Source organism: Streptomyces jeddahensis, assembly GCF_001642995.1.
Lineage (GTDB): Bacteria > Actinomycetota > Actinomycetes > Streptomycetales > Streptomycetaceae > Streptomyces > Streptomyces jeddahensis.
Window position 1 is genome coordinate 55,578 of sequence record NZ_LOHS01000174.1, and the last position, 18,923, is coordinate 74,500.

19 protein-coding genes and 4 pseudogenes are annotated in these 18,923 nt (G+C 67.5%); 7 read left to right on the forward strand and 16 right to left on the reverse strand.

Annotated features, from left to right (window positions below; all coding sequences use genetic code 11):
- Nucleotides 1–146 precede the first annotated feature (146 nt).
- On the reverse strand, nucleotides 147–1,112 hold the full coding sequence (locus STSP_RS33515) for a TerC/Alx family metal homeostasis membrane protein (RefSeq protein ID WP_067284795.1): 966 nt from the start codon (nucleotides 1,110–1,112) through the stop codon (nucleotides 147–149).
- 100 nt (nucleotides 1,113–1,212) lie between these two features.
- Here STSP_RS33515 and STSP_RS40640 point away from each other — a divergent pair.
- Nucleotides 1,213–1,305: pseudogene (locus tag STSP_RS40640) on the forward strand (VOC family protein); the annotation flags it as partial.
- Nucleotides 1,306–1,793: 488 nt separating this feature from the next.
- On the opposite strand, the gene STSP_RS33520 reads toward STSP_RS40640, so the two are convergent.
- The 7 genes from STSP_RS33520 to STSP_RS33550 form a co-directional block, all read right to left on the reverse strand.
- Nucleotides 1,794–2,042: an SCO4226 family nickel-binding protein gene (locus STSP_RS33520; protein ID WP_067284838.1), complete on the reverse strand. Its 249-nt coding sequence runs from the start codon at nucleotides 2,040–2,042 to the stop codon at nucleotides 1,794–1,796.
- A gap of 211 nt (nucleotides 2,043–2,253) precedes the next feature.
- The gene (locus STSP_RS33525) at nucleotides 2,254–2,670 is read right to left on the reverse strand and encodes a hypothetical protein (protein ID WP_067284796.1); all 417 of its coding nucleotides are present in this window, start codon (nucleotides 2,668–2,670) and stop codon (nucleotides 2,254–2,256) included.
- Between the two features lie 371 nt (nucleotides 2,671–3,041).
- Nucleotides 3,042–3,761, reverse strand: coding sequence for a cation transporter (locus STSP_RS33530; RefSeq protein WP_067284839.1), 720 nt, complete (start codon nucleotides 3,759–3,761; stop codon nucleotides 3,042–3,044).
- A gap of 2 nt (nucleotides 3,762–3,763) precedes the next feature.
- Nucleotides 3,764–4,099, reverse strand: coding sequence for an ArsR/SmtB family transcription factor (locus tag STSP_RS33535; protein WP_067284797.1), 336 nt, complete (start codon nucleotides 4,097–4,099; stop codon nucleotides 3,764–3,766).
- A gap of 248 nt (nucleotides 4,100–4,347) precedes the next feature.
- Nucleotides 4,348–5,148, reverse strand: coding sequence for a methyltransferase domain-containing protein (locus tag STSP_RS33540; RefSeq protein ID WP_067284798.1), 801 nt, complete (start codon nucleotides 5,146–5,148; stop codon nucleotides 4,348–4,350).
- Nucleotides 5,148–5,375, reverse strand: a complete 228-nt coding sequence (locus STSP_RS33545; RefSeq protein WP_078067714.1) for a zf-HC2 domain-containing protein — start codon at nucleotides 5,373–5,375, stop codon at nucleotides 5,148–5,150. The genes STSP_RS33540 and STSP_RS33545 overlap by 1 nt, the downstream gene beginning before the upstream one ends.
- A complete protein-coding gene (locus STSP_RS33550) occupies nucleotides 5,372–5,959 on the reverse strand; it encodes an RNA polymerase sigma factor (protein WP_067284841.1) in 588 nt (195 codons plus the stop codon). Before STSP_RS33550 ends, STSP_RS33545 begins: the two co-directional genes overlap by 4 nt.
- A 299-nt stretch (nucleotides 5,960–6,258) precedes the next feature.
- Here STSP_RS33550 and STSP_RS33555 point away from each other — a divergent pair, with 299 nt between their 5' ends.
- Complete coding sequence (locus tag STSP_RS33555) at nucleotides 6,259–6,768, forward strand: hypothetical protein (RefSeq protein WP_067284799.1); 510 nt, start codon at nucleotides 6,259–6,261, stop codon at nucleotides 6,766–6,768.
- A 210-nt stretch (nucleotides 6,769–6,978) separates the two neighbouring features.
- Here STSP_RS33555 and STSP_RS33560 read toward each other — a convergent pair.
- A pseudogene (locus STSP_RS33560) lies at nucleotides 6,979–9,246 on the reverse strand (family 43 glycosylhydrolase); the annotation flags it as partial.
- Nucleotides 9,247–9,489: 243 nt separating this feature from the next.
- The gene (locus STSP_RS33565) at nucleotides 9,490–11,049 is read right to left on the reverse strand and encodes a sigma-70 family RNA polymerase sigma factor (protein ID WP_078067716.1); all 1,560 of its coding nucleotides are present in this window, start codon (nucleotides 11,047–11,049) and stop codon (nucleotides 9,490–9,492) included.
- Between the two features lie 362 nt (nucleotides 11,050–11,411).
- Between STSP_RS33565 and STSP_RS33570 the strand changes: the two genes are divergently transcribed.
- The 4 genes and pseudogenes from STSP_RS33570 to STSP_RS37880 all read left to right on the forward strand — a co-directional run.
- On the forward strand, nucleotides 11,412–11,819 hold the full coding sequence (locus STSP_RS33570; protein ID WP_067284801.1) for an RICIN domain-containing protein: 408 nt from the start codon (nucleotides 11,412–11,414) through the stop codon (nucleotides 11,817–11,819).
- A gap of 15 nt (nucleotides 11,820–11,834) precedes the next feature.
- Entirely contained in the window at nucleotides 11,835–13,265 is a 1,431-nt protein-coding gene (locus STSP_RS33575; RefSeq protein WP_067284802.1) for a glycoside hydrolase family 43 protein, read from the forward strand.
- A gap of 128 nt (nucleotides 13,266–13,393) precedes the next feature.
- Nucleotides 13,394–13,561 carry a hypothetical protein gene (locus tag STSP_RS41460; protein WP_198547495.1) on the forward strand — a complete coding sequence of 56 codons (168 nt, stop codon included), beginning with the start codon at nucleotides 13,394–13,396 and terminating at the stop codon, nucleotides 13,559–13,561.
- Between the two features lie 3 nt (nucleotides 13,562–13,564).
- Nucleotides 13,565–14,001, forward strand: a pseudogene (locus tag STSP_RS37880) (family 43 glycosylhydrolase); the annotation flags it as partial.
- An 85-nt stretch (nucleotides 14,002–14,086) separates the two neighbouring features.
- On the opposite strand, the gene STSP_RS33585 reads toward STSP_RS37880, so the two are convergent.
- The 6 genes and pseudogenes from STSP_RS33585 to STSP_RS39825 all read right to left on the reverse strand — a co-directional run bounded on the left by STSP_RS33585 (nucleotide 14,087) and on the right by STSP_RS39825 (nucleotide 18,632).
- Nucleotides 14,087–14,461 (reverse strand): hypothetical protein, encoded by a 375-nt coding sequence (locus STSP_RS33585; protein ID WP_157902964.1) that lies wholly within the window; start codon nucleotides 14,459–14,461, stop codon nucleotides 14,087–14,089.
- A 615-nt stretch (nucleotides 14,462–15,076) separates the two neighbouring features.
- Nucleotides 15,077–15,304, reverse strand: coding sequence for a hypothetical protein (locus STSP_RS33590; RefSeq protein ID WP_067284805.1), 228 nt, complete (start codon nucleotides 15,302–15,304; stop codon nucleotides 15,077–15,079).
- Between the two features lie 135 nt (nucleotides 15,305–15,439).
- Nucleotides 15,440–16,249, reverse strand: a complete 810-nt coding sequence (locus STSP_RS33595; RefSeq protein WP_067284806.1) for a hypothetical protein — start codon at nucleotides 16,247–16,249, stop codon at nucleotides 15,440–15,442.
- Nucleotides 16,250–16,476: 227 nt separating this feature from the next.
- A pseudogene (locus STSP_RS33600) lies at nucleotides 16,477–17,303 on the reverse strand (IS982 family transposase).
- A 62-nt stretch (nucleotides 17,304–17,365) separates the two neighbouring features.
- Nucleotides 17,366–18,334 (reverse strand): hypothetical protein, encoded by a 969-nt coding sequence (locus STSP_RS33605; RefSeq protein ID WP_157902965.1) that lies wholly within the window; start codon nucleotides 18,332–18,334, stop codon nucleotides 17,366–17,368.
- A gap of 4 nt (nucleotides 18,335–18,338) precedes the next feature.
- Nucleotides 18,339–18,632, reverse strand: coding sequence for a hypothetical protein (locus tag STSP_RS39825; protein ID WP_198547496.1), 294 nt, complete (start codon nucleotides 18,630–18,632; stop codon nucleotides 18,339–18,341).
- Here STSP_RS39825 and STSP_RS39830 point away from each other — a divergent pair.
- Complete coding sequence (locus tag STSP_RS39830) at nucleotides 18,622–18,885, forward strand: hypothetical protein (RefSeq protein ID WP_198547498.1); 264 nt, start codon at nucleotides 18,622–18,624, stop codon at nucleotides 18,883–18,885. The genes STSP_RS39825 and STSP_RS39830 overlap by 11 nt on opposite strands.
- Nucleotides 18,886–18,923 lie beyond the last annotated feature (38 nt).

Consider the following 18,923-nt stretch of genomic DNA (forward strand, 5'->3'; position numbering starts at 1 on the left):
GATCCGGTGGCGTTGGGCACCGGCCGCTGCCGTGCGCGGACACTTTCCTGCACGGTAGCGCGCACCGACGGGCCTGGCAGGACGGCAGAACGCGTCACCCGCCAAGACGCCGGCCGAAGGCGGCCCCCGCCACTGGCTGAGCCTCCCTACGCCGACTGCGCCGCCTCGACTTCCTGCTTCTTCGCGGCCCAGAGGCTGGTCATCGTGGTGACCGCCAGGACGAGCACGATGAAGCCGAGTGAGAAGGGAATGCTGATCTCGGGGACGTGGACCCCGGACTCGTGCAGTGCGTGCAGCACCAGCTTGACGCCGATGAAGCCCAGGATGATCGACAGGCCGTAGCTGAGGTGGACCAGCTTCTTCAGCAGGCCGCCGATGAGGAAGTAAAGCTGCCTGAGGCCCATCAGGGCGAAGGCGTTCGCGGTGAAGACGATGTACGGATCCTGGGTCAGCCCGTAGATGGCGGGGATGGAGTCGAGGGCGAACAGCACGTCGGTGGAGCCTATCGCGAGCATCACGACCAGCATCGGCGTCATCACCCGCTTGCCGTTCTCGACGATGAACAGCTTGGTGCCGTGGTAACCGTCGGCCACACCGAAGCGGCGCTCGACCGCCTTCAGCAGCTTGTTCTCCTGGTACTCCTCCTCGTGCTCCTCCTTGCGGGCGTCCTGGATCAGCTTCCAGGCGGTCCAGATCAGGAAGGCGCCGAAGAGGTAGAACACCCAGGAGAAGGCGGAGATGATCGCCGCACCGGCCGCGATGAAGACGGCGCGCAGCACCAGGGCCATGATGACGCCGATCATCAGCACCCGCTGCTGGTACTGCGAGGGCACCGCGAACTTCGCCATGATCAGGACGAACACGAAGAGGTTGTCGACGCTCAGCGACTTCTCGGTGATGTACCCGGCGAAGAACTCCCCCGTGGGCCGGCCCCCGCCGAAGACGAGCAGCCCGAGCCCGAACACGCAGGCCAGGGCGATCCACACCACGGTCCAGATCCCGGCTTCCTTGATCGACACCTCGTGGGGCTTGCGGCCGATGAAGAAGTCGACGGCGACGAGCGCGCACAGGGCTGCGACGGTCAGCAGCCAGACGGTGAGGGAAACGTTCACTGGTACTCCTGGTGCAGGTGGGGATCTGACAGCGTTGTCGCCGCCGGTGATCCCTCCCACCCCGACCTGGTGAACAACAGGTGACATCCGGGCATGGAGGAACTATCCAAGCAAGGGCGCGACCGGCGAGCGCGGGGCCTGGTTCCGCGACAGCGAAGGGAACATGCTGGGCGTCGGTCAGCCGGTCCGTTGAACGCCGCCGTCGAGACGGACCCTTGAGCCGCCTCACAGCGACCAGCGCGGCCTCGATCACCTTGATACGCGCGAACACGGCCGTGCCGTCGGCCAGTCCGAGCTCCGCAGCGGCCGCCGGGTGATCTCGGCGACGAGGTCCGGGGCCGGTCGGATGTGAGAGCACCCGCAGCTGGCTGCCGAGGGACGGGACGGCCCCCGCCGTGCCGGGGCCGTCGTGCTGCTTAGTGCGTGCCGGGGTTCTGCGCTAGCTGCGCTTCAGTCGCTGCGCTCGCTCGTCTCTAGCGGGGAGCGGTGGCGGTCCGACTGCGGCACGGCCACGGTCGGCGTAGTGCCGGTTCGCGCGCGGTCGGTGGTACGCATCCCGAAGGGGCCTCCCATTCGATGGGAGGCCCCTTCGCGTGTCCGAGTCTGGCTGCTGGCCCTGTGGAAGGCTCCGCGAGACCCTCTGCCGTGTGTGCGGCGAGTTCGCTCGGTCGCCGCGCCTGGTCACACCGTGAGCGGCACTGGGTGAATCTCGTCCGCTGGGTGACCGGTGCGTTCGTGAATGCGCTGAACGGCTTCCGCCGAAGGTGCCTCGGACAGGCAGTAGACAGTCCCCGATTCCGGGTCCGCCCAAGCCTGCTTGAAGTGCACGGATTCCTCGCTTTCGATCGCCAGGTCCGCGCGATGCGCCTCGCGCAGCTGCTCGTCCGTGATGCCCTTCATTCCGTGGTGGACATCCATGAACTCGGTCATCGCCACACACCTCCTCATCACGTCCGTACCTCCATGCTGCACCCGGCCTCCGAAGACGTACCTCCTGAGGCCGGACACATCACGTGCCCGTCATTCCGGCTGCAGGGCATCCGGCCGCCGTGCACGTGAAGGAGCCAGCCGGCGGGACGAGAAGTTGATCAGCCCGAGCGGCACAAGGAATCGCGCCACCAACCGGATACGCGGCGACTGGTCAGACGCAGACACTCAGAGCGCAGACATTCACCTTGCTGGCGTTGAGGACGATGTCGAAGTTCTGCAGATACGTGTTGAGGACGGTCCCCTCCAGCTTCAGCAGCTGAATTGCCGCGTTCTGATTTACAGAATTGCCGGAGGCGGTGGCCAGGGCGATCTCGATCTCGTCGAGCTGGTTGTCCGTGAGGACGTTGATATCGCCCACGGTGATAGTGGTGTTGTTCAGGACGTTGTTGACCGTGATCAGTCCGAAGCAGTTGACGGTGTGGTTCGGCCCACCACCCTTGTTGCTGCAGGTGTAGGTGTGCTTGGCGTCTTTGGGGCTGCTGACCTGGGCGGCGGCGGGCGTCAGTGCGCCCCCCGCCAGTGCGGCAGCGACCCCTGCAGTCAGGGCAACTCGAGCGAGTACGGACATGGTGGCGCTCCTTGTCGTCGGTCCACGGGGGAGTTGCCGCACACAGTATTGCGCTGTGGAAGCAATGGATTTCGACACGCGCCCGGCATAGGGGTGATTGCCATGGCGGGGAACAGACCGAACTATGCAGGCGGACGACAATCCTGCGCCGAAAGATTGAAACACACCTGTCGTATTCAGCTGACCTGCCGAAAGTGGCGAGCCTTTATGGCGCATTCGAGTTTGCGTAACAAGGAATCACGGATCGGGCGCCGTTGCGGCGGGCGGTTGTCCGGCCTCGGGGAACAGCGGAACAGCCATTATCGGCGAGATGGATCGTGGACGCGGAGGTCCGGCAGTCGATGCCGGGGGCCGCTGCGGTCTGCAAGAGGTCACTTGCAGCAGTCGCATCCCAGGCGGCAACCGCATACGTCCGCCTCGGCGGCGGACGGCACTGCCGCTGCGGTGGGGGTCGCGCAGCATGCCTTGCCTTGCCAGGCGTCGCGGCCTTCCTTGACGGCGATGGCTGCGATGACCAGGGCGGCGATCGGGTCGGCCCAGGGCCAGCCGAGGGTGGCGTTGAGTGCTAGGCCGATCAGGAGCACAGCGGACAGGTACGTACACAGGAGGGTCTGCTTGGAGTCGGCGACCGCACTGGCGGAGCCCAGCTCACGGCCGGCGCGGCGCTGGGCGGCGGACAGGAACGGCATCACGGCCAGGGACAGGGCGGCAAGAACAATGCCGGGGATGGAGCGTTCGGCCTCGCCGGTGCCGATCAGGGTGCGGACGGCATCGACGGTGACGTACGCGGCGAGCCCGAAGAATGACAGCGCGATGATCCGCAGGGTGACCTTCTCCCGCGCCTCCTGCACCGCGTGCTCGCGGGCGGAGAACTGCCAGGCAACCGCGGCGGCGGAGGAGACCTCGACGACGGAGTCCAGGCCGAATCCGATCAGCGCGGTGGAGGAGGCGAGGGTCCCGGCGGTGATGGCGACGATCGCCTCGATGACGTTGTAGGCGATGGTCGCGGCGACCAGCAGCCGTATCCGTTTCGCGAGCACGTCGCGGCGGACCGGGCTGGGGCCGAGTGACATGGATATCTCGGCGGCCATGGTCAGCAGCACCCGTTTTCGTCGGCATCGACGCACGTGCGGTCGGTCTCCACTGCGACCACGGCGGTGCGCAGGTCGTCCAGCGCGTGGCCGAGGCGTTCGTCCGCCAGTTCGTAGCGGATGCGGCGGCCGTCGGGCACGGTGATGACCAGGCCGCAGTCGCGCAGGCACGCCAGGTGGTTCGACAGCCGGGTGCGGGAGATCCCGAGGGCGTCGGCGAGGTCGGCGGGATAGGCCGGGGCTTCCCGCAGGGCGAGCAATATGCGGCAGCGGATCGGGTCGGCGAGCGCGCGGCCGAACCGGGCCAGCACCTCGATGTCGGAGGCAACAGTCAGCACACCACAACGATACACGCCAACCTGAATTCAAGGAATCGTGAATCCTCGCACCCGGTTCCGGAACCGCGCCTGGGCTTCGATCAGGCGGGCGTTCGCCCAGGCAATGGTGACCACCGGCAGGTAGTACTGATCGACGTGCACGAGCCGGGCCCGGGTCAGCGCCTCCTCGCCCCAACGGCACCCACTTCCCCGATCTGCGGCCGGAGTTTCTCATCAGTGCGATGTCCCACAGGCGTGCGGGCATCGGGTCACTCACCGGCGCACTGCGCCCGGATGACGATCGAGACTGCCACGGCCTGCTGCCGCTCGGGTGGGATGAGTTCCCTCATCAGCTGGATCACCTCCGGGCTGAAGAGGGGGTAAAGCGAGCAGTCGTCGACGCTCATTGGCTGCCGGTAGGGCACCTGGACCTCCCGGAATCCGGCCCGTTCCAGCTTTCGTACAAAATCCTCCTCGGCGAGCGCCCCAGCCACGCACCCCGCCCAAGCGGCCGGCTGGGTCAGGATCTCTGGCGGGAGATCTTCCTGTCCGACCGTCAGGTCCGCAACGCAGAACCTCCCCCCAGGCCGGAGAACACGCGCACACTCGGCCATCACCCTGGCCTTCCTGGGCGACAGGTTGATGACTCCGTTGGAAATGATCAGGTCCACCTGATGGTCCGGGAGCGGGATGGCCTCCATCTCTCCGTCCAGCATCTCCACGTTGCCCAGGCCCGCCTGGGCCACCGCACGGGCGGTGCGCTGAAGCATCTCGGGAAGGAAGTCGAGAGCGATCACCCGGCCAGAGGGACCGGTGCGCCGGGCGGCGAGAATGGTGTCGATGCCACCGCCGCAGCCCAGGTCGAGGACGGTCTCACCAGAGCGGATCGCGGCGAAGCGAAGGTGGTCGGCCACGCCGAGGGCGCGATCGATTGCTGCTTGGGGAACCTGGGCCAGCTCCTCGTCGCTGTAGAGCTTGTGGGCCACGGCGGCCGTGGTGGCGGGAATATTCCGGTAGGCGTCCCTGACCAGTTGCTTCACTTCGGCGCTGTGCATCAGATCCCGGCTCATCAGTCCAGCTCCTTCAGGGCCTGGTTCAGGCGCCGCATCACGTCGTCCGGGATGTCGCTGCGACCCGATGCGGCCAGAAGCCGCCGGAGCTCGACGGCGAACTCCAGCTCACCGCAGCAGCGCCGGCAGAGGGACAGGTGTTCTTCCATCGCCTCGCGCTCCCCTTGGCCGACCGTGGCATCCAGGTACTCCCACAGCTGCTTGACCGCGTCCGAGCAGGTGATCAACGCGACGCCTCCTTCAGCAGTCCGTTCTCCTGCGCGTAGTCCCACATCTGTTTTTCGAACAGCTTCCGACCCCGATGCAGGCGCGCGAGCACCGTCCCCAGGGGCACCTGGAGGATCGCAGCCGTCTCCTTGGCCAGGAAACCGTCCATATACACCAGGACAAGTGGGATCCGGTACAGCTCGGGCAGCCGGCGCAGCACGGCATGCACGTCCTCCCGGCCGAACTCCTGCAGAAAGTCCAGATGCAGTGAATCGGAGTAAGGAAACGGATCCTCGTACGCGATCTTGCGGTAGAGAGAGAACCTCTCGGCCTCCTCGAACTCCACCTCACCCGGTTGCCTGGCCTTCGCCCGGAGGCGGTCGCGGCAACAATTGACCAGGATGCTCCGCAGCCATGCAGCACCCGCTGCAAGGTCATTCAGTTGATCGAACCTCTCAAATGCCTTGACCATGCAGTCCTGCACCGCGTCCTCGGCATCGTCGCCGACCAGCGTCCGGGCAGTCCAGTACAGGCGCGGAAGCTGCTCTCGCACCAGTCGGCGAAATTCTTCCCTTTGATCCGCCCCGACGACCTGCACTGGCACCACAACCACGAGACGATTTCGACGCCCATTTTATTGCTTTCAGCCAGATGCAATAACGCTCAGCCCCGAGGTCGTCTCCATAGCCAGAAAGAAGCCGTGGGGGTCGTCCGTCTCCATAGCCAGAAAGTAGCCGTGGGCGTCCGAAGGGGTGTGGGCACCATGACCACGGTGGACGCTCGCCTCAGCCGCTTGAAGTCAAGATCGAAAACCTCCATCGGCATGTAGCCAAAGCATCTGGCTCCTCGCGGGTCAAAACCGCTGACCACCTCTTCCGCGGAGCAGCCGCCAAGGAGGCAATCATGACCACGGTTACCCACCGGACCACGGCCCAGGCTGTACATGGGCCCGGCGCACTCCGCCTCGGGTCCGGCCTCATGGCGCTCGCCGGTCTGGCATTCGTCGGATACGCGGTGATCTTCTTCATCCGCAACTTCACCGGCGCATTCCTGGAGCTGGGCATCGGCCCCGGCGAGGTCGACGTCGGCCGGTCCGAGATCAAGGCGTTCAGCCCTGACCTGTACGAGTACATCTCGCACCTGCACATCGCCGTGTCCGGCTTCATCGCGGCCGCCGGACTGGCCACCGCGGCCCTCGCCTGGTTCGGCGTACGCCGCGGCCTCTTGTGGGCCTATGTCACAGCAGTCGCCGTCCCCGTGCTCGGACTGGCCGTCGCCCTGCCCGCCCACTACCCCTACAACCTCGACACCCTCAGCCATCTCGGCCTCATCTACCTGTCGACAGCCGTCTTCGTGGTCGGGGCACTGATCGCCCTCAGGCCCCTGCTCGCGTCAGCGAAGGAGAAAGCCTGACCGACACGGACCCGACCGCCATCCTGCACCGAGCTGGTGCGGGGTGGCGGTCACAAGATGCCCTCAGCAACCGTCCGGCCGCTCTACAGCGACGACTGGTGCCGGTGCGCAGCGGGAGATCCCAGCGTGTCGGAGGTAGTACGGCCGCTGGGTCAGGCCGGTGGCCCGCAGGGCGTCGCGGTGCGGGCCACCTGGCGAGCGCGACCGCGATCAGGCCCAGGGGCTGACCGCCGTGAAGGAACTGTCTGCGCGGAAGGTGGCGTTGTCCTGGTAGGGGTCGATACGCAGCTCGTAGTTGTAGTGGCGGAGGTAGCGGCCGGGGTAGTTGTACGACTCCAGGCTGACCGAGCCAGTGGCCGAACCGGGCCGGGCGCAGAAGGTGGCGTCCTTGTTGAAGGGCGTCGTGCCGTTGCTCGCGTCGGCGCGGATCCGGAAGTCCTTGTGGCGCAGGTAGCGGCCGGACGAGTCACGGAACGAGTAGCAGCTGCCGTCGGCCAGGCCGGGGACGACGGTGAAGGTGGCGCTCTGCTTGACCGCCGTGGTGCTGGAGGACGTCACCGGGTCGAGGTAGCCGAGGCTGTCCGAGCGCACGGCGGCGTAGCGGCCCGGGTAGTTGACCGACTGGAGCGATCGGGTGGTGTTGGTCGGCAGGGCGGTGCCGCCGGAGATGGGGTCGATGCTGCCCAGGGTGGGGATGACCTTCTTGATCAGGCCGTCGGTGTCGAACTCCATCCTGTCGATGGTGGTTTCGCGGTGGGTGCCGTCACCGCCGGGGATGGCGAAGCGGTGGTAGGCGATGTACCAGTCGTCGGTGTTCGGGACCTGCACCACGGAGTGGTGGCCGGGTCCCTTGATGCCGAGGGCGAGGTCCTTCTCCAGGATCACGCCCCGCTTGATCCAGGGCCCGGTGGGCGAGGAGCCGGTGGCGTAGGCGACGCGGTAGTTCTCATCGCGGGTGTCGTTCTCCGACCACATGAAGTAGTAGGTGCCCTTGCGCTTGATGACGAAGGAGCCCTCGTTGTAGCCGGTGGGGGTGATGTTGGTGACCTTCGAGGCGTCGAAGGAGACCATGTCGTCGTTCAGGGGGACGACGTACGCCCTGCCCTGGCCCCAGTAGAGGTACGACTGGCCGTCGCCGTCGGTGAAGACCGCCGGGTCGATCATCTGGCCGGTGTAGGCGCCGCGGGCGATCAGCGGCTTGCCCAGGGGGTCCTTGAACGGGCCGGTGGGCGAGTCGGAGACCGCGACACCGATGTTCGTGTCGGCGGAGTAGTAGAAGTAGTACTTCCCGTTCTTCGCGGTCATCGTCGGGGCCCAGGCCCGGCTGTTGGTCCAGCTGATGTCAGGACCGAGGTCCAGGATGACGCCGTGGTCCGTCCAGTGGACCAGGTCCTTGGACGAGTACGCCTTGAACTGCGTACCGCTCCAGCCCGCGAAGCCGTCCGTGGTCGGATAGATGTAGTAGGTGTCGCCGAAGCGGACGATGTTCGGGTCGGCGGTGAGCCCCGGCAGGACCGGACTCCTCATGATCTGTGCGGAGACCGTCCAGGTGCGCTTCGTCCCGTCGGAGCCGGTCACCTCGTACGTCACGGGCTTGGTGAAGTCGCGCGGGGTGCCGGAGGCCGGGCTGATGGACGCGCCCTGGGCGAGGGTGAACTGCGGGGCGAGCGCGGTGAGGTCCGTGCCCTCCTTCATCGGCAGCGTGATCCTGCTGTTGGCGTCGTCGATGATGGCGGGGATCTTCAGCGAGGGGTCGGTGGCCGCGGCGATGCCCGTGGTGTTCCCGCTGACCGCGAGGACCTCACCGGGCGTCAGAGCGCGGTTGTAGACCCGGAAGTCGCGCATCCTGCCCTTGAAGAGCTTGTCACTGCTGTAGAGCGACTCGCCGATGTAGTTGGCCGTGGTGATACCGGACCCGATGGAACCGGGTGTGATGGTGACCGACGTGTTGCGGGCCACCTCCACGCCGTCCTGGTAGAGGACGCCCGTGGTGCCGGTCTGCGTGTAGGTGACGTGCTTCCAGACGGAGCGCGGCAGCGCGGTGGAGGTCCGGGTGTTCTGCTCGGTGGAGAAGCCCCCGGAGGCGATGGCGGTCCGGAAGGTGTTGCCGGTGGTGAACAGGTACCCGTTCCCGGCGCCGTTGCTGGTGTTGCCGAAGCCGTAGAGGAAGTACGGCGTGGACTGGGCGGCGTCGATCCGCACGTCCATCGAGACGGTGATCGCGTTCATCCCGCTCATGATGTTGTCCGGCACCTTGATGTAGGTGTCGGAGCCGTTGAACGTCAGTCCCTCCCCTGTGCCCGACCAGCCCGCGGCGCCGTTGACGGTTCCGTTCCGGCCGTTGCCCGACGCGTCCACCGCCACGGTGCCCGACGTCGCGTCGAGTTTGTACCAGAGAGCCAGACCGTCGGTGATCTCCGCCGCCTGGGCGGGGGCTGACAGACCGAGGACACCAGCCAGGAGCGCGGCGGCGGCCACGGTTGCAGCGGCGCCCGGCCAAAATCTTCGGCGGCGCTGAGGTCTCACGCTGTGCATGGGTTCACATCCCGTGACGAAGACATGCCTGAGGAGGGGGCTCAACACCTTGGCCGAGGTGCTGACGTGCCGCCCGAATGACATCGCGCTGCGTGAGTGTGGATTGAGCCGCGAGTCAACGTCAACACTTTGCGAACAATGTCCGACAGGCCGAACAACTTTCCTTCAGAGCAAGGCCGTTCAGTGTCAGGCCCAGGGCGCCACGACGACGAAGGAGCGGCTGGCCCGGTACGCGGCCGTGTTCTCGGAAGGGTCAAGCCACAGCTGGCTGTTGTCCCGGTGGCGGAGGTAGCGGCCGGGGTAGTTGTACGACTCCAGGGAGACTGAACCGGGCGTAGAACCGGAACGGGGGCAGAAGGTGGCGTCCTTCCGGAAGATGGCGGATCGGTCGTCGGTGTCCAGCCGGATGCGGAAGGCGTAGTGCCGCAGGTACCTGCCCGTGGCGTCCCTGAGTGAGTAGCAGCGGGGGTCGGCCAGGCCGGGAACGAAGGTGAAGGTGGCCGCCTGCCGGGTGGCCGCGGAGCTGGTGGCGCCGACCGGGCCCAGGATGCCGAGTCGGCCGGACTGGCTCACGTAGTCGCCGGGGTTGTCGACCGACCGTAGGGCATGCCGCCCCGAAAACCGCGCCTCAGCCGTCGTCGCCGGGGCTGCTGTCGGCGTCGGCGTCGATGTCGGTGTCCGTGAGGCGGACGTTCTCGGGGACGGCGGCACGGACGAGGCGGCGGGCGACGGCGGGGCCGCGACGGCGGGCCGCGGGGCCGGCTCGTGCGATTCCGTGGCGGTGTACCAGGCCACTCCGGCAGCCGCGAGCGTGACGGCACCTGCGGCTGCCGCCGCCGCGGGCTTGGCGGCCAGCCTGCCGAGCGTCCGCGCCGTGCGGCTTGCACCGCTCGCCGTACGCGTGCCCGCGCCGACGGTCGCCCCGGCCGAGCCCGCCCCCAGCGCCCTGGCCAGTACCAGGCCGGCCAGGCCGACCGGCACCGGCACCAGCGCGAGGCCGGCCAGCAGCCCCTCCGCCGGTATCAGGTCGGACGAGCTCAACAGGCACTGCGGACAGTCGCGGACATGGCGTGCCAGCCGCTTGCGCCACCGCGCGGACGGCCGCCCGTCCCACGAGGCGAGTACGGCGGCCAGGTCCGGGCAGCGCGGCGAGGCCGTCACGGCTCGTACGACGGTGCGCGCCGTCTCCAGCCGTTCCTTGACCCGCTGGATTCGGACCGCGGCGTGCTGCGGTGTGAGGCCGCAGGCCGCCGAGAGCTCGCCGCGGGTCAGTTCACCGGCGCTCTCCATCCACCACAGCGCAAGTACCTCGCGTTCCTCGTCCTCCAGCCAGCGGGTCGCCTCCACCGCTTCACGCCGCTGGCCCGACAGCGCAAGCCGAAGAATCGCCAGGTCGGAGAAGTCGGCCTGCAGGTCTGTTTCCTGGGCGTTCTCCTCCAGGGGTTCCGCGGTGAGCCAGGTGCGCCCTCTGCGCCACCGGTCACGGATCTGTCGCACGGTGATGGCGACGAGCCAGGACCGGAACCGATCCGGTTGCTCCAGTCCGGGCAACCCGTCCAGGACCCGCATCATCGTCTCCTGGACCACGTCGTCGACGTCGCTGTGCCCGTCCAGCGCCCGCCCGACGATGTTGTAGACCAACGGCAGACAGTCCCGTATCAGCTGTTCCGAGGCCTGCCGGTCCCCGGCCCGCGCCGCCATGACGACGGCGACGTCCGGCCGTTCCTGCCTGTCCTGCGAGCGCACCCCGCCCCACCCGTCCCGTCGCCGTGCCGATGTGTCGAGGGCGACAGTGTGTCAGGAGCGAATCCGGACGATTTGCGCGGGTCGCTTCTCAGGTGCCGCCCCACGCCTTCGTCCGTTCCGTGTTTTCCGTTATGCGCGACGCGCCGGTGCGTCTCCTGTGCGTACGCCCCCATTCCCGAGGACAGACGGAGGCCACGCTGTTTCTGCTGTCTTCATCCCTCTTGACACCTGCTTTACCTCCCTCTAACTTTTCGCCGAATTCGCGAACAATGTCCGCTATATCGAACAGGATGCCTGCTAGCCGGCCCTTTCTGGCTCGCCTCCGCTTCCGCTCCGCGACGTGAAACAAGGATGTCTCTGTCATGAGCGTTGCTCCCGCATCCGCCGGTCTGGAACAGATCGTCCCCCGGCCGTTCTCCACGGCGACGGCGCTCGCCGTCCTCGCCGGCGGTGCGACGGCCGGGACGGGGCCGGCCGTCCCCGTCGCGCATGCGGCCCCCGCGACGTTCCCGAACCCGCTCGGCAGTTCTGCCGATGGCACAGGCATCACTCCAGTACCCCTGCCCCTTCGGCACGACCAGCAGTTCGCATGGGTCGCGACCGACGGCTGTCACCGGCTCAGAGCCCGCCACAGCGGCAAGTGCGTCAACGTCGTCGGCGCCTCGACCGCGGACCTGGCCCTGCTCGGACAACGCACCTGCGGCACAGCCAGCGGCTTCCAGTGGTCACGCGTCCGGCACCCCGCTTCCACCCCGGCCCGGCACCCGTAGAAAGACAGGACACACATGTCAAGGCTGCTCACCCGGCTCGCGGCGATATTGGTCGCCGTCGGCCTCGTCTTCACCTCCCAATCCCTGGCCACACCTCAGCGGGCGGCCGCTGCCGACCCGGGCTACCTGATGCTGCACTTCACCGGGGAGGGGTCGACCGGTCAGCAGATGTACCTTGCGCACAGCGCGGACGGCCTGCACTGGAACGACCTCAACGACGGAGCGTCGATCCTGCGCTCCACGGTCGGCACGCGCGGGGTGCGTGACCCCGCACTGGTGAGATCGCCGGGCGGTGACAAGTACTGGATCATCGCGACCGACCTGTGCTGGGGCTGCGGGTCGACCGTGGACGGCTCCATCAACAACGGCAGCCGCAGCATCGTGGTGTGGGAGTCGACGGACCTGGTCAACTGGTCGGAGCCGTGGCTGCTCAACGTCGCCGGCGCGATCCCCGACGGGCGCAACGCCTGGGCGCCGGAAGCGATCTGGAACCCGGCCACCAACGACTACGTCCTGTACTGGGCGACGAACGTGCCCCTCGACGGCAAGACGAAGCACCGCATCTTCTACGCCCGCACCAGCGACTTCCGCACCATCACCACCCCACAGATCTACATCGACCGCCCCGGCACCCAGGAACTCATCGACACCCAGATCGTCGAGATGCCGGCCGGCGTCGGCAACTACCGCTACGTGCGGGCCTCCGGCGACGGCCAGATCACCCTCGAAGGCAGCAACTCGATCCTCGGGACGTGGACGAACCTCGGCAACCTCTCCGGCATCGGCCTCACCGGCTCCCAGGTCGAGGGTCCGATGTGGATGAAGTTCCGCGACCGCAACGAGTGGGCCCTGTACCTCGACCAGTACGCCTCCCGCGGCGGGTACATGCCGGTCACGACGACCAACCCCTCCGCCCCCGGCACCTACCAGATTCCGGCGTCGGGAAGCTACAACATGGGCGTCAACAAGAAGCGCCACGGCTCGATCCTGAACCTCACCGCCGCCGAGGAGACCCGCGTCCTCGCCCGCTGGGCCAGCACCCCGGCCAAGCGGCTCCAGTCGTACAACTTCCAGGACCGGTACGTGCGGCACGCCAACTTCGACGTGCGCATCGACCAGAACATCACCGGCCCGGACGCCCAGTTCCGGCTGCGGCCCGGCCTGGCGGGCACCGGCACCGTCTCCTTCGAGTCGGTGAACTACCCCGGCTACTTCCTGCGGCACTCCGGATACGACTTCCAACTGGTCCGCAACGACGGCACCGCCCAGTTCGCCGCGGACGCCACCTTCCGCCAGGTCGCCGGCCTCGCCGACCCCACCTGGTCCTCCTTCCAGTCCTACAACCACCCCGACCGCTACATCCGCCACTACGCCTACCAACTCCGCCTCGACCAGATCACCACCGCGACAGCACGCGGCGACGCCACCTTCCGCGTGACGAACTGACCCGAAACCGGGATGCCGGCGCCTCCTTGGGAGAGCGCCGGCATCCCCTTGCTCGGCCTCCCCATGCCCTCCGGACCAGCTCTCACCGAACGACGTTCGGCATAGCGAAAATCTGGAAAGGAAGTACCGTGCTCTTTCGCCATCTCAGGTTGTGGTTGGCCGGCGCCGTGGCCCTGCTCACGGCGCTGGTCTGTGCACAGGGACCCGCGTCCGCGGTTGACGGCCGCCCCTACACGAACCCGCTCAAGTCGGTGAAGGGCGCCGACCCCTGGCTGGAGTACTACGACGGCAACTAGACGTACATGGTCGGCAGCGGAAGAACGAACAGCAGCATGCCGCCCAGCCTGGTCATCGCCCCGATGAGCAACCCGCACACCGTCAGCGGGAACTGGAGTGTCATCTCCACGCCGACCCTCAGCTGGGAGACCCAGAAGGCAGCCATCAACTAAGGCCCGGAGGCACTGCAGCGTGACGGCCGCACCTTCCTCATTTACTCCGCGAGCGCCTGCGACACCCCGACTACCAGCTCGGCCAGCTCGAATTGACCGGTTCCGACCCGCTGAACCCCGCCGCCTGGACGAAGAAGCCGTCACCGGTCTTCCGCCGCGATGACGCGGCCGGCGTCTACGGCCCCGGCCACAACGGCTTCTTCACCTCGCCCGACGGCACCGAGAACTGGATCGTCTACCACGCCAACGACTCCACCACCGATCGCTGCGGCAACGAACGCACCACCCTCGTCCGTCCGGCCTCCGCTGTCCCGCCACACTTGGAGCTTGTCGTCCAGGATGCGGTCGACGACCCGGCGCGCGCCCTCCACGTCAAAGGCCACGAGCCCACTCCACTAGCTGCGTGAGCATCGCCTTCGTCAACGAGTGCGGGCCGGTGCCGAGGTCGGACCGCGCAAGGGCCGTGCCTTCCAGGGCCTCGGGGTCGATCGCGTCCAGGAAGACGGCCGCCGCCGGACCCGGGTCAGGAACGTCAGCGACCGCGACATGGGCCATGCCCGACCATTGGTTACTGCCGCGGTCGCTCACGTGCAGGAGGACCTGCGCTGGCTCTCCTGCGATGTGCGCGATGGTGTATGCGCCGACGGAGCGCGGGTCCACAAGCTTGCCGCCGATCTCGATGTCGGCCCGGTCACCGCGTGCCGTGATCTGGACGTGGCGGGGGGGGAGTCGTGGTGATCCATTCACTCGACGCTAGGACGCCTGTCGGACAGCAGCGAGCAGTCAAGATCATTCTTGCCCAATTGGGCAACTCGGGTGGACGACCGCCCCGGCCACCCACGTGCACGCTCCTTCACCAGCTGTAGGTCCGCCGTTCGATGCGCACTACTCACTGTGGGAATGCTGGAATCCGGGCGTGCTGCGCAGGGGTTGGATCGGGGCAGAGCGCGCAATCGTTAAGATCTTGGCGCTCGGGTTCGGCGCTTTCCGTGGTGAAGGATCGGCCCGACCTGAGGCGGTCACCCTCACGTGCGGCGGGTGCTCGCGGTGGCTGCGGGTGGCAGCCACCGCGAGCACCCCAGTGCCGGTTATCAGAGCCTCATGTCCTCAGGCCCGTGACCGCTCGTCGCGGCGTCGGCGTAGTTTGATCGTGGTCACTAGATGAGTGAGTCCGATGTTTGTGCTGGTAGCGACCACGGCGAAGCGCATCCGTTGATGAGTGCGTGAAGAAAGACCTGCTCAGACGACGACTTTACCTACGCGACCCCCGAGGCCGTCATTCAGAAAGGCGACGTCATCCTCGTCGCCGGAAAGAGCCACGTGGTGGGGAACCTTCGCCGAACTCAGCTGAAACCGCCGGAGCTACTTGTCGGCGCGGTAGAGCTTGATGTGCTTGTTCACGAAGAGGTGAACGTACCCGCACCTCCAGCAGATGAGCCCCCTCGCCGTCTCGTCCGCCCACGCCATCTTCAGGAACTCCAGGCCGACGCTGTTGAGCATCACACCCCGCTCCCGGAACAGATCACTGTCGCAGACCTGACAGGTGATCCAGACGTCCCCGATCGCGGCCCGAACCGGCTTGCGCGCCATGGCAGTTCTCTTCCCCGTGCGGTCACCGGTCTCCGGAAGAAGACCGGCGTCTGAGCTGGTAACGACCAAGGCGAAGGGCGCCCCTTGGTCAGTGTGCGTCCGCCCCGCCTCGGGCCGGTGGACGGTGCCCTGCTGTCAGGAGCGTCCCTGGAGGTAGCGGAGCCAGGTGCCGGTGTCGGCGGCCCTGCTGGGAGCGGGCCTGCGGCTGTGTCGTCCGGGGTCGTGCCTCTCCACGCGCTCGACGACGAGCCAGACCACGGGCAGCAGCACCAGCCACAGCAGCGCCACGCCCACCGGTCCGGTTCCGGTCTCGTAGCCGACGATGCCCGCCGGCACAGAGGCCAGCACGGCGCCCACGGCCCATCGGCCCCACAGGACCACGGAGCGGGGCAGTGATCGCCGCCGTGCGTGGCGTACCGCCGTGACCCCCGCGAAACCGCCGTAGCCTCCCACGGTCAGCAAGTCGAGCGCGAAGGCGGTCTGGATTTCGGGCAGACCCTCCGGGGTGTCGGTGGACTCCTGGGTCACCCCGTCCTTGTTGACGGCCATCGCGTAGTCGCGCCAGACGGTCACCGTGACGTGGTCGCCCTTACGCAGATGCCTCAGCAGCGGGACCTCGTCGTCCATGTCGAGTTCCGCGGGGATCGGGTGCGGGCCGTCGAGCTTGAGCAGATACAGCTGACTCCGGCCCTGGTTCTCGATGGCCGTTCCGCGCACCGTCGCGGGGTAGGTGCGCAGGCAGTTGGCCGTGGCGGCCCCCGGGAGGGTGCACGGCCGGGCGAAGCGAAAGGCCCGTACCTCGTCCACCGAGTCCGGCACCGTGGCCAGGACCACGACGCCTGCCGCGCCCGCCATGGCGGCCAGCGGCACCACGAGCAGCCCCCAAGCCCAGTTCCACCGTGCGCGCCGAAGCCGCCGCGCCTCCGCTCTCTTGCTCCTGCTCACCGGCCCCCCCCTTCCGCTTCCGCCCCCGTTCGCGGTTGGGCATATTCAGCCACAGTGCATTCCCCGGCAGGCAGGCGGGACCACGGCACGATCCAGACACAGGTGATTGCCGGAACCCGGCAGCATGAGGCCTTGGCATCCGCCTCCCGCCAGGCCGTCGACGGTTGAGTTTGATGTTCTCAGTGGTCATAGGCGATCAGAGATCGTTTGACCTTGGCGCCGGTGGTCTAGTTGTGCCAAATGGCGGCGGCCAGGGCGAGGAGGCGTTGTCCGGTCCGGGCGAAGACCCCGGCCAGGGTTCTGCCGCTGTGCTGTTCGAGGCTGAGCTGGCCTTTGAGGGTGTCGATGACCGCCTCGATCCACTGGCGGACACGGGCGATCTTCCCGTGCCGGACCGGCTCATCCTTGCGGTCCGGCCGCACCAGGTGAGCCCCGAGTTGGTCGGCGACAAAGGCCTCGATCTCCCGTCCAGCGAAGCCCTTGTCGGCAAGGATCACCTGCCCAGCCCGGATGAGGCGGTGGTCGCGTTCCAGCAGCGCGGCCATCACATCCCGCTCCCCGAGCTTGGGGTTGGCCAGGCGCCAGGACACCGGCATTCCCTCGGCGGTGGTGACCAGGTAGAGCCGGAATCCCCAAAAGAAGCGGGAGTGGCTGCGGCAGTAGCCGTAGCCGGCGTGCCCGGCCAGGTCGGAGCGTTTGACGGTCTCGCGGGAGGCGGCGCAGGGCAGCGGGGTGGAATCGATCAGCCGGAGGCTGTCGTGCCAGGTCGGCACCTGCCGGGCGAGCATCTCGATGACGTGGCTGATCAGCGGGCCGGCGGCGTTGAGACGCTTGTTGTAGGCGGACTGCTGGGGCAGGTGCCCGAGTCGGGCATGGGCGAAGCGGATCCAGTGCCGGGCGGAGGGAAAGCCGAGCAGGACCTGGGCGACCGCCAGGCACAGCAGTTCGGCGTCCGTGAGTTTCGGGGGGGGCGCCCGATCCGGCGACAAGGCGCCACATGGTCGTCGATGAACACGTACAGTGCCGCCAGAAGGGCGTCCAGGTTTGTCTTCACACACCGACCAACGGGCGCCCTTCGCCATGGTCGCGACCAGCACGCACATCGGACTCACTCATCTAGCGGTTGCGGCGGCGGTATGCGTACGCGGCCAGCAGCGCTGTCACGGCAGCCGAAGCGAGGCTGCCGACTGTGAGGATGGCCATCGAGGTGTTCCCGCCGCGATGGTCGGCCTTCTGCGGTGTGCCGAGGGTGATGCGGCTGGTGGTCTGCCGTTTGACGAGTCCGCTGGCGAGGGCCAGTTGTGCTGTCCACACACCGTCCGGGAGCCGTGGGTCGAGTGTGGTCTTCGCCAGCGTCGAGTGGCCCGGGCCGAGGGTGCCTACCTTGACGTTGAACGGGCCTGCGGACAGTCCGCCCGGCCCGTTTGACAGGGCGAGCTTGCCTGTCAGGTCGAGGGCGCGCTTGCCGGTGTTGTGCACGTGGGCGGTGACCACCGGTACGTCCTCCGCGGCGCGGGTAGCCGTCAGACCTTTGATGCGGAAGTCCGACGGCGGTTCTCCGCCGGGCCCGACGGACAGATAGACGCGTACCCCGGCGCGGGCCGCGTTGCGTACCTGCTGTGAGGGGTCGCGCTCGGGGCTGATCTCCGCCCAGATGACACCGTAGTGTTCGTCGGCGGTCGCGTCGTTCCCCACGGTGATCTCGGTCCATACCTTCGCTGTCTCGTCGGGCGCCAGGACGAGTTCGCTGTGTTCGAGCGTCACCCACCTCGTGAGCTCATTGCCGCTACGACCGGGGGCGAAGGTGAAGCCGTCCTTGTCGACTGCGGCGGCCGCGGGGTAGAGCTGTACGCGCTGTTGCGTGTCCGAGAGGTTGGTGACCGCGATGCGCCTGCGAATCTGCTGGCCTGGTTTGACGTGATCGATGATGTAGCGGTGGGCACGCTCGTCGTCGCGGCGGCTGACCGGCGCGTCGACGAGCCGGATGCCGACGCCCACGTCGTCAGACGCCGACTGCGGCGCCTGCGCGGCCACGGGCGCGACTGATCCGATGAGCAGTGACAGCGCAAGCAGCACTCCAGCCACGGGCTCACGCCACCGAATGGGTCACCGTCCCGCTATAGAGTCCGCCGACGGCGTCGTTGGGGATGGTGATCTCCAGGGTGGGGTTCCAGCTTGCCGTGTTGTTTCCGCTTCCGGAGGTCTTGGAGAATGCGGTGCGTGCCGTCTCCAGGCTCCTGCGGTCGGCACGCGTGGGCTGGCCGGGCACGAAGGTGCCGGTGCCGGTGGTGGAGGTCGCTTGCCCCGACCAGTAGTTCACCAGGTTCGGAAGGATGATCTCGGCAGGGGCGTCTGTTCCGGTGTCGAACTGCGTGGAGACCACCGACGCTGTCCACGTGGCGTTCGCCGCGGCCCGCTGGTCGTTCACCGTCACGGTGCCAAGCTGGCCGCTGATCGTCTGTCCCGGGAACCCGGACCCCAAGTTGCGTGAGGAGGGCACCTCGATCGTGAGGTTCGCCGTTGCCACGGTGAACGTCACGGTCGTGTCCCCCGACGGCTGGGCGGCGGCAGGCAGCGATGCCGCCCCGACCCCGGCGACGACGACACACGAAAGCAATGCTCTTCTGCGCACCTGATCACCATAGTCCGGCATGTATGGAAATTCTGGTATTGA

Excerpts from the sequence above, each read along its gene's own strand:
- STSP_RS33575 (WP_067284802.1), top strand. The coding sequence starts at position 11,835 with ATGTCAAGGCTGCTCACCCGGCTCGCGGCGATATTGGTCGCCGTCGGC.
- STSP_RS33530 (WP_067284839.1), bottom strand. The coding sequence starts at position 3,761 with ATGGCCGCCGAGATATCCATGTCACTCGGCCCCAGCCCGGTCCGCCGC.
- STSP_RS33525 (WP_067284796.1), bottom strand. The coding sequence starts at position 2,670 with ATGTCCGTACTCGCTCGAGTTGCCCTGACTGCAGGGGTCGCTGCCGCA.
- STSP_RS33555 (WP_067284799.1), top strand. The coding sequence starts at position 6,259 with ATGACCACGGTTACCCACCGGACCACGGCCCAGGCTGTACATGGGCCC.
- STSP_RS33590 (WP_067284805.1), bottom strand. The coding sequence starts at position 15,304 with ATGGCGCGCAAGCCGGTTCGGGCCGCGATCGGGGACGTCTGGATCACC.
- STSP_RS33570 (WP_067284801.1), top strand. The coding sequence starts at position 11,412 with ATGAGCGTTGCTCCCGCATCCGCCGGTCTGGAACAGATCGTCCCCCGG.
- STSP_RS33520 (WP_067284838.1), bottom strand. The coding sequence starts at position 2,042 with ATGACCGAGTTCATGGATGTCCACCACGGAATGAAGGGCATCACGGAC.
- STSP_RS33540 (WP_067284798.1), bottom strand. The coding sequence starts at position 5,148 with ATGAGCCGGGATCTGATGCACAGCGCCGAAGTGAAGCAACTGGTCAGG.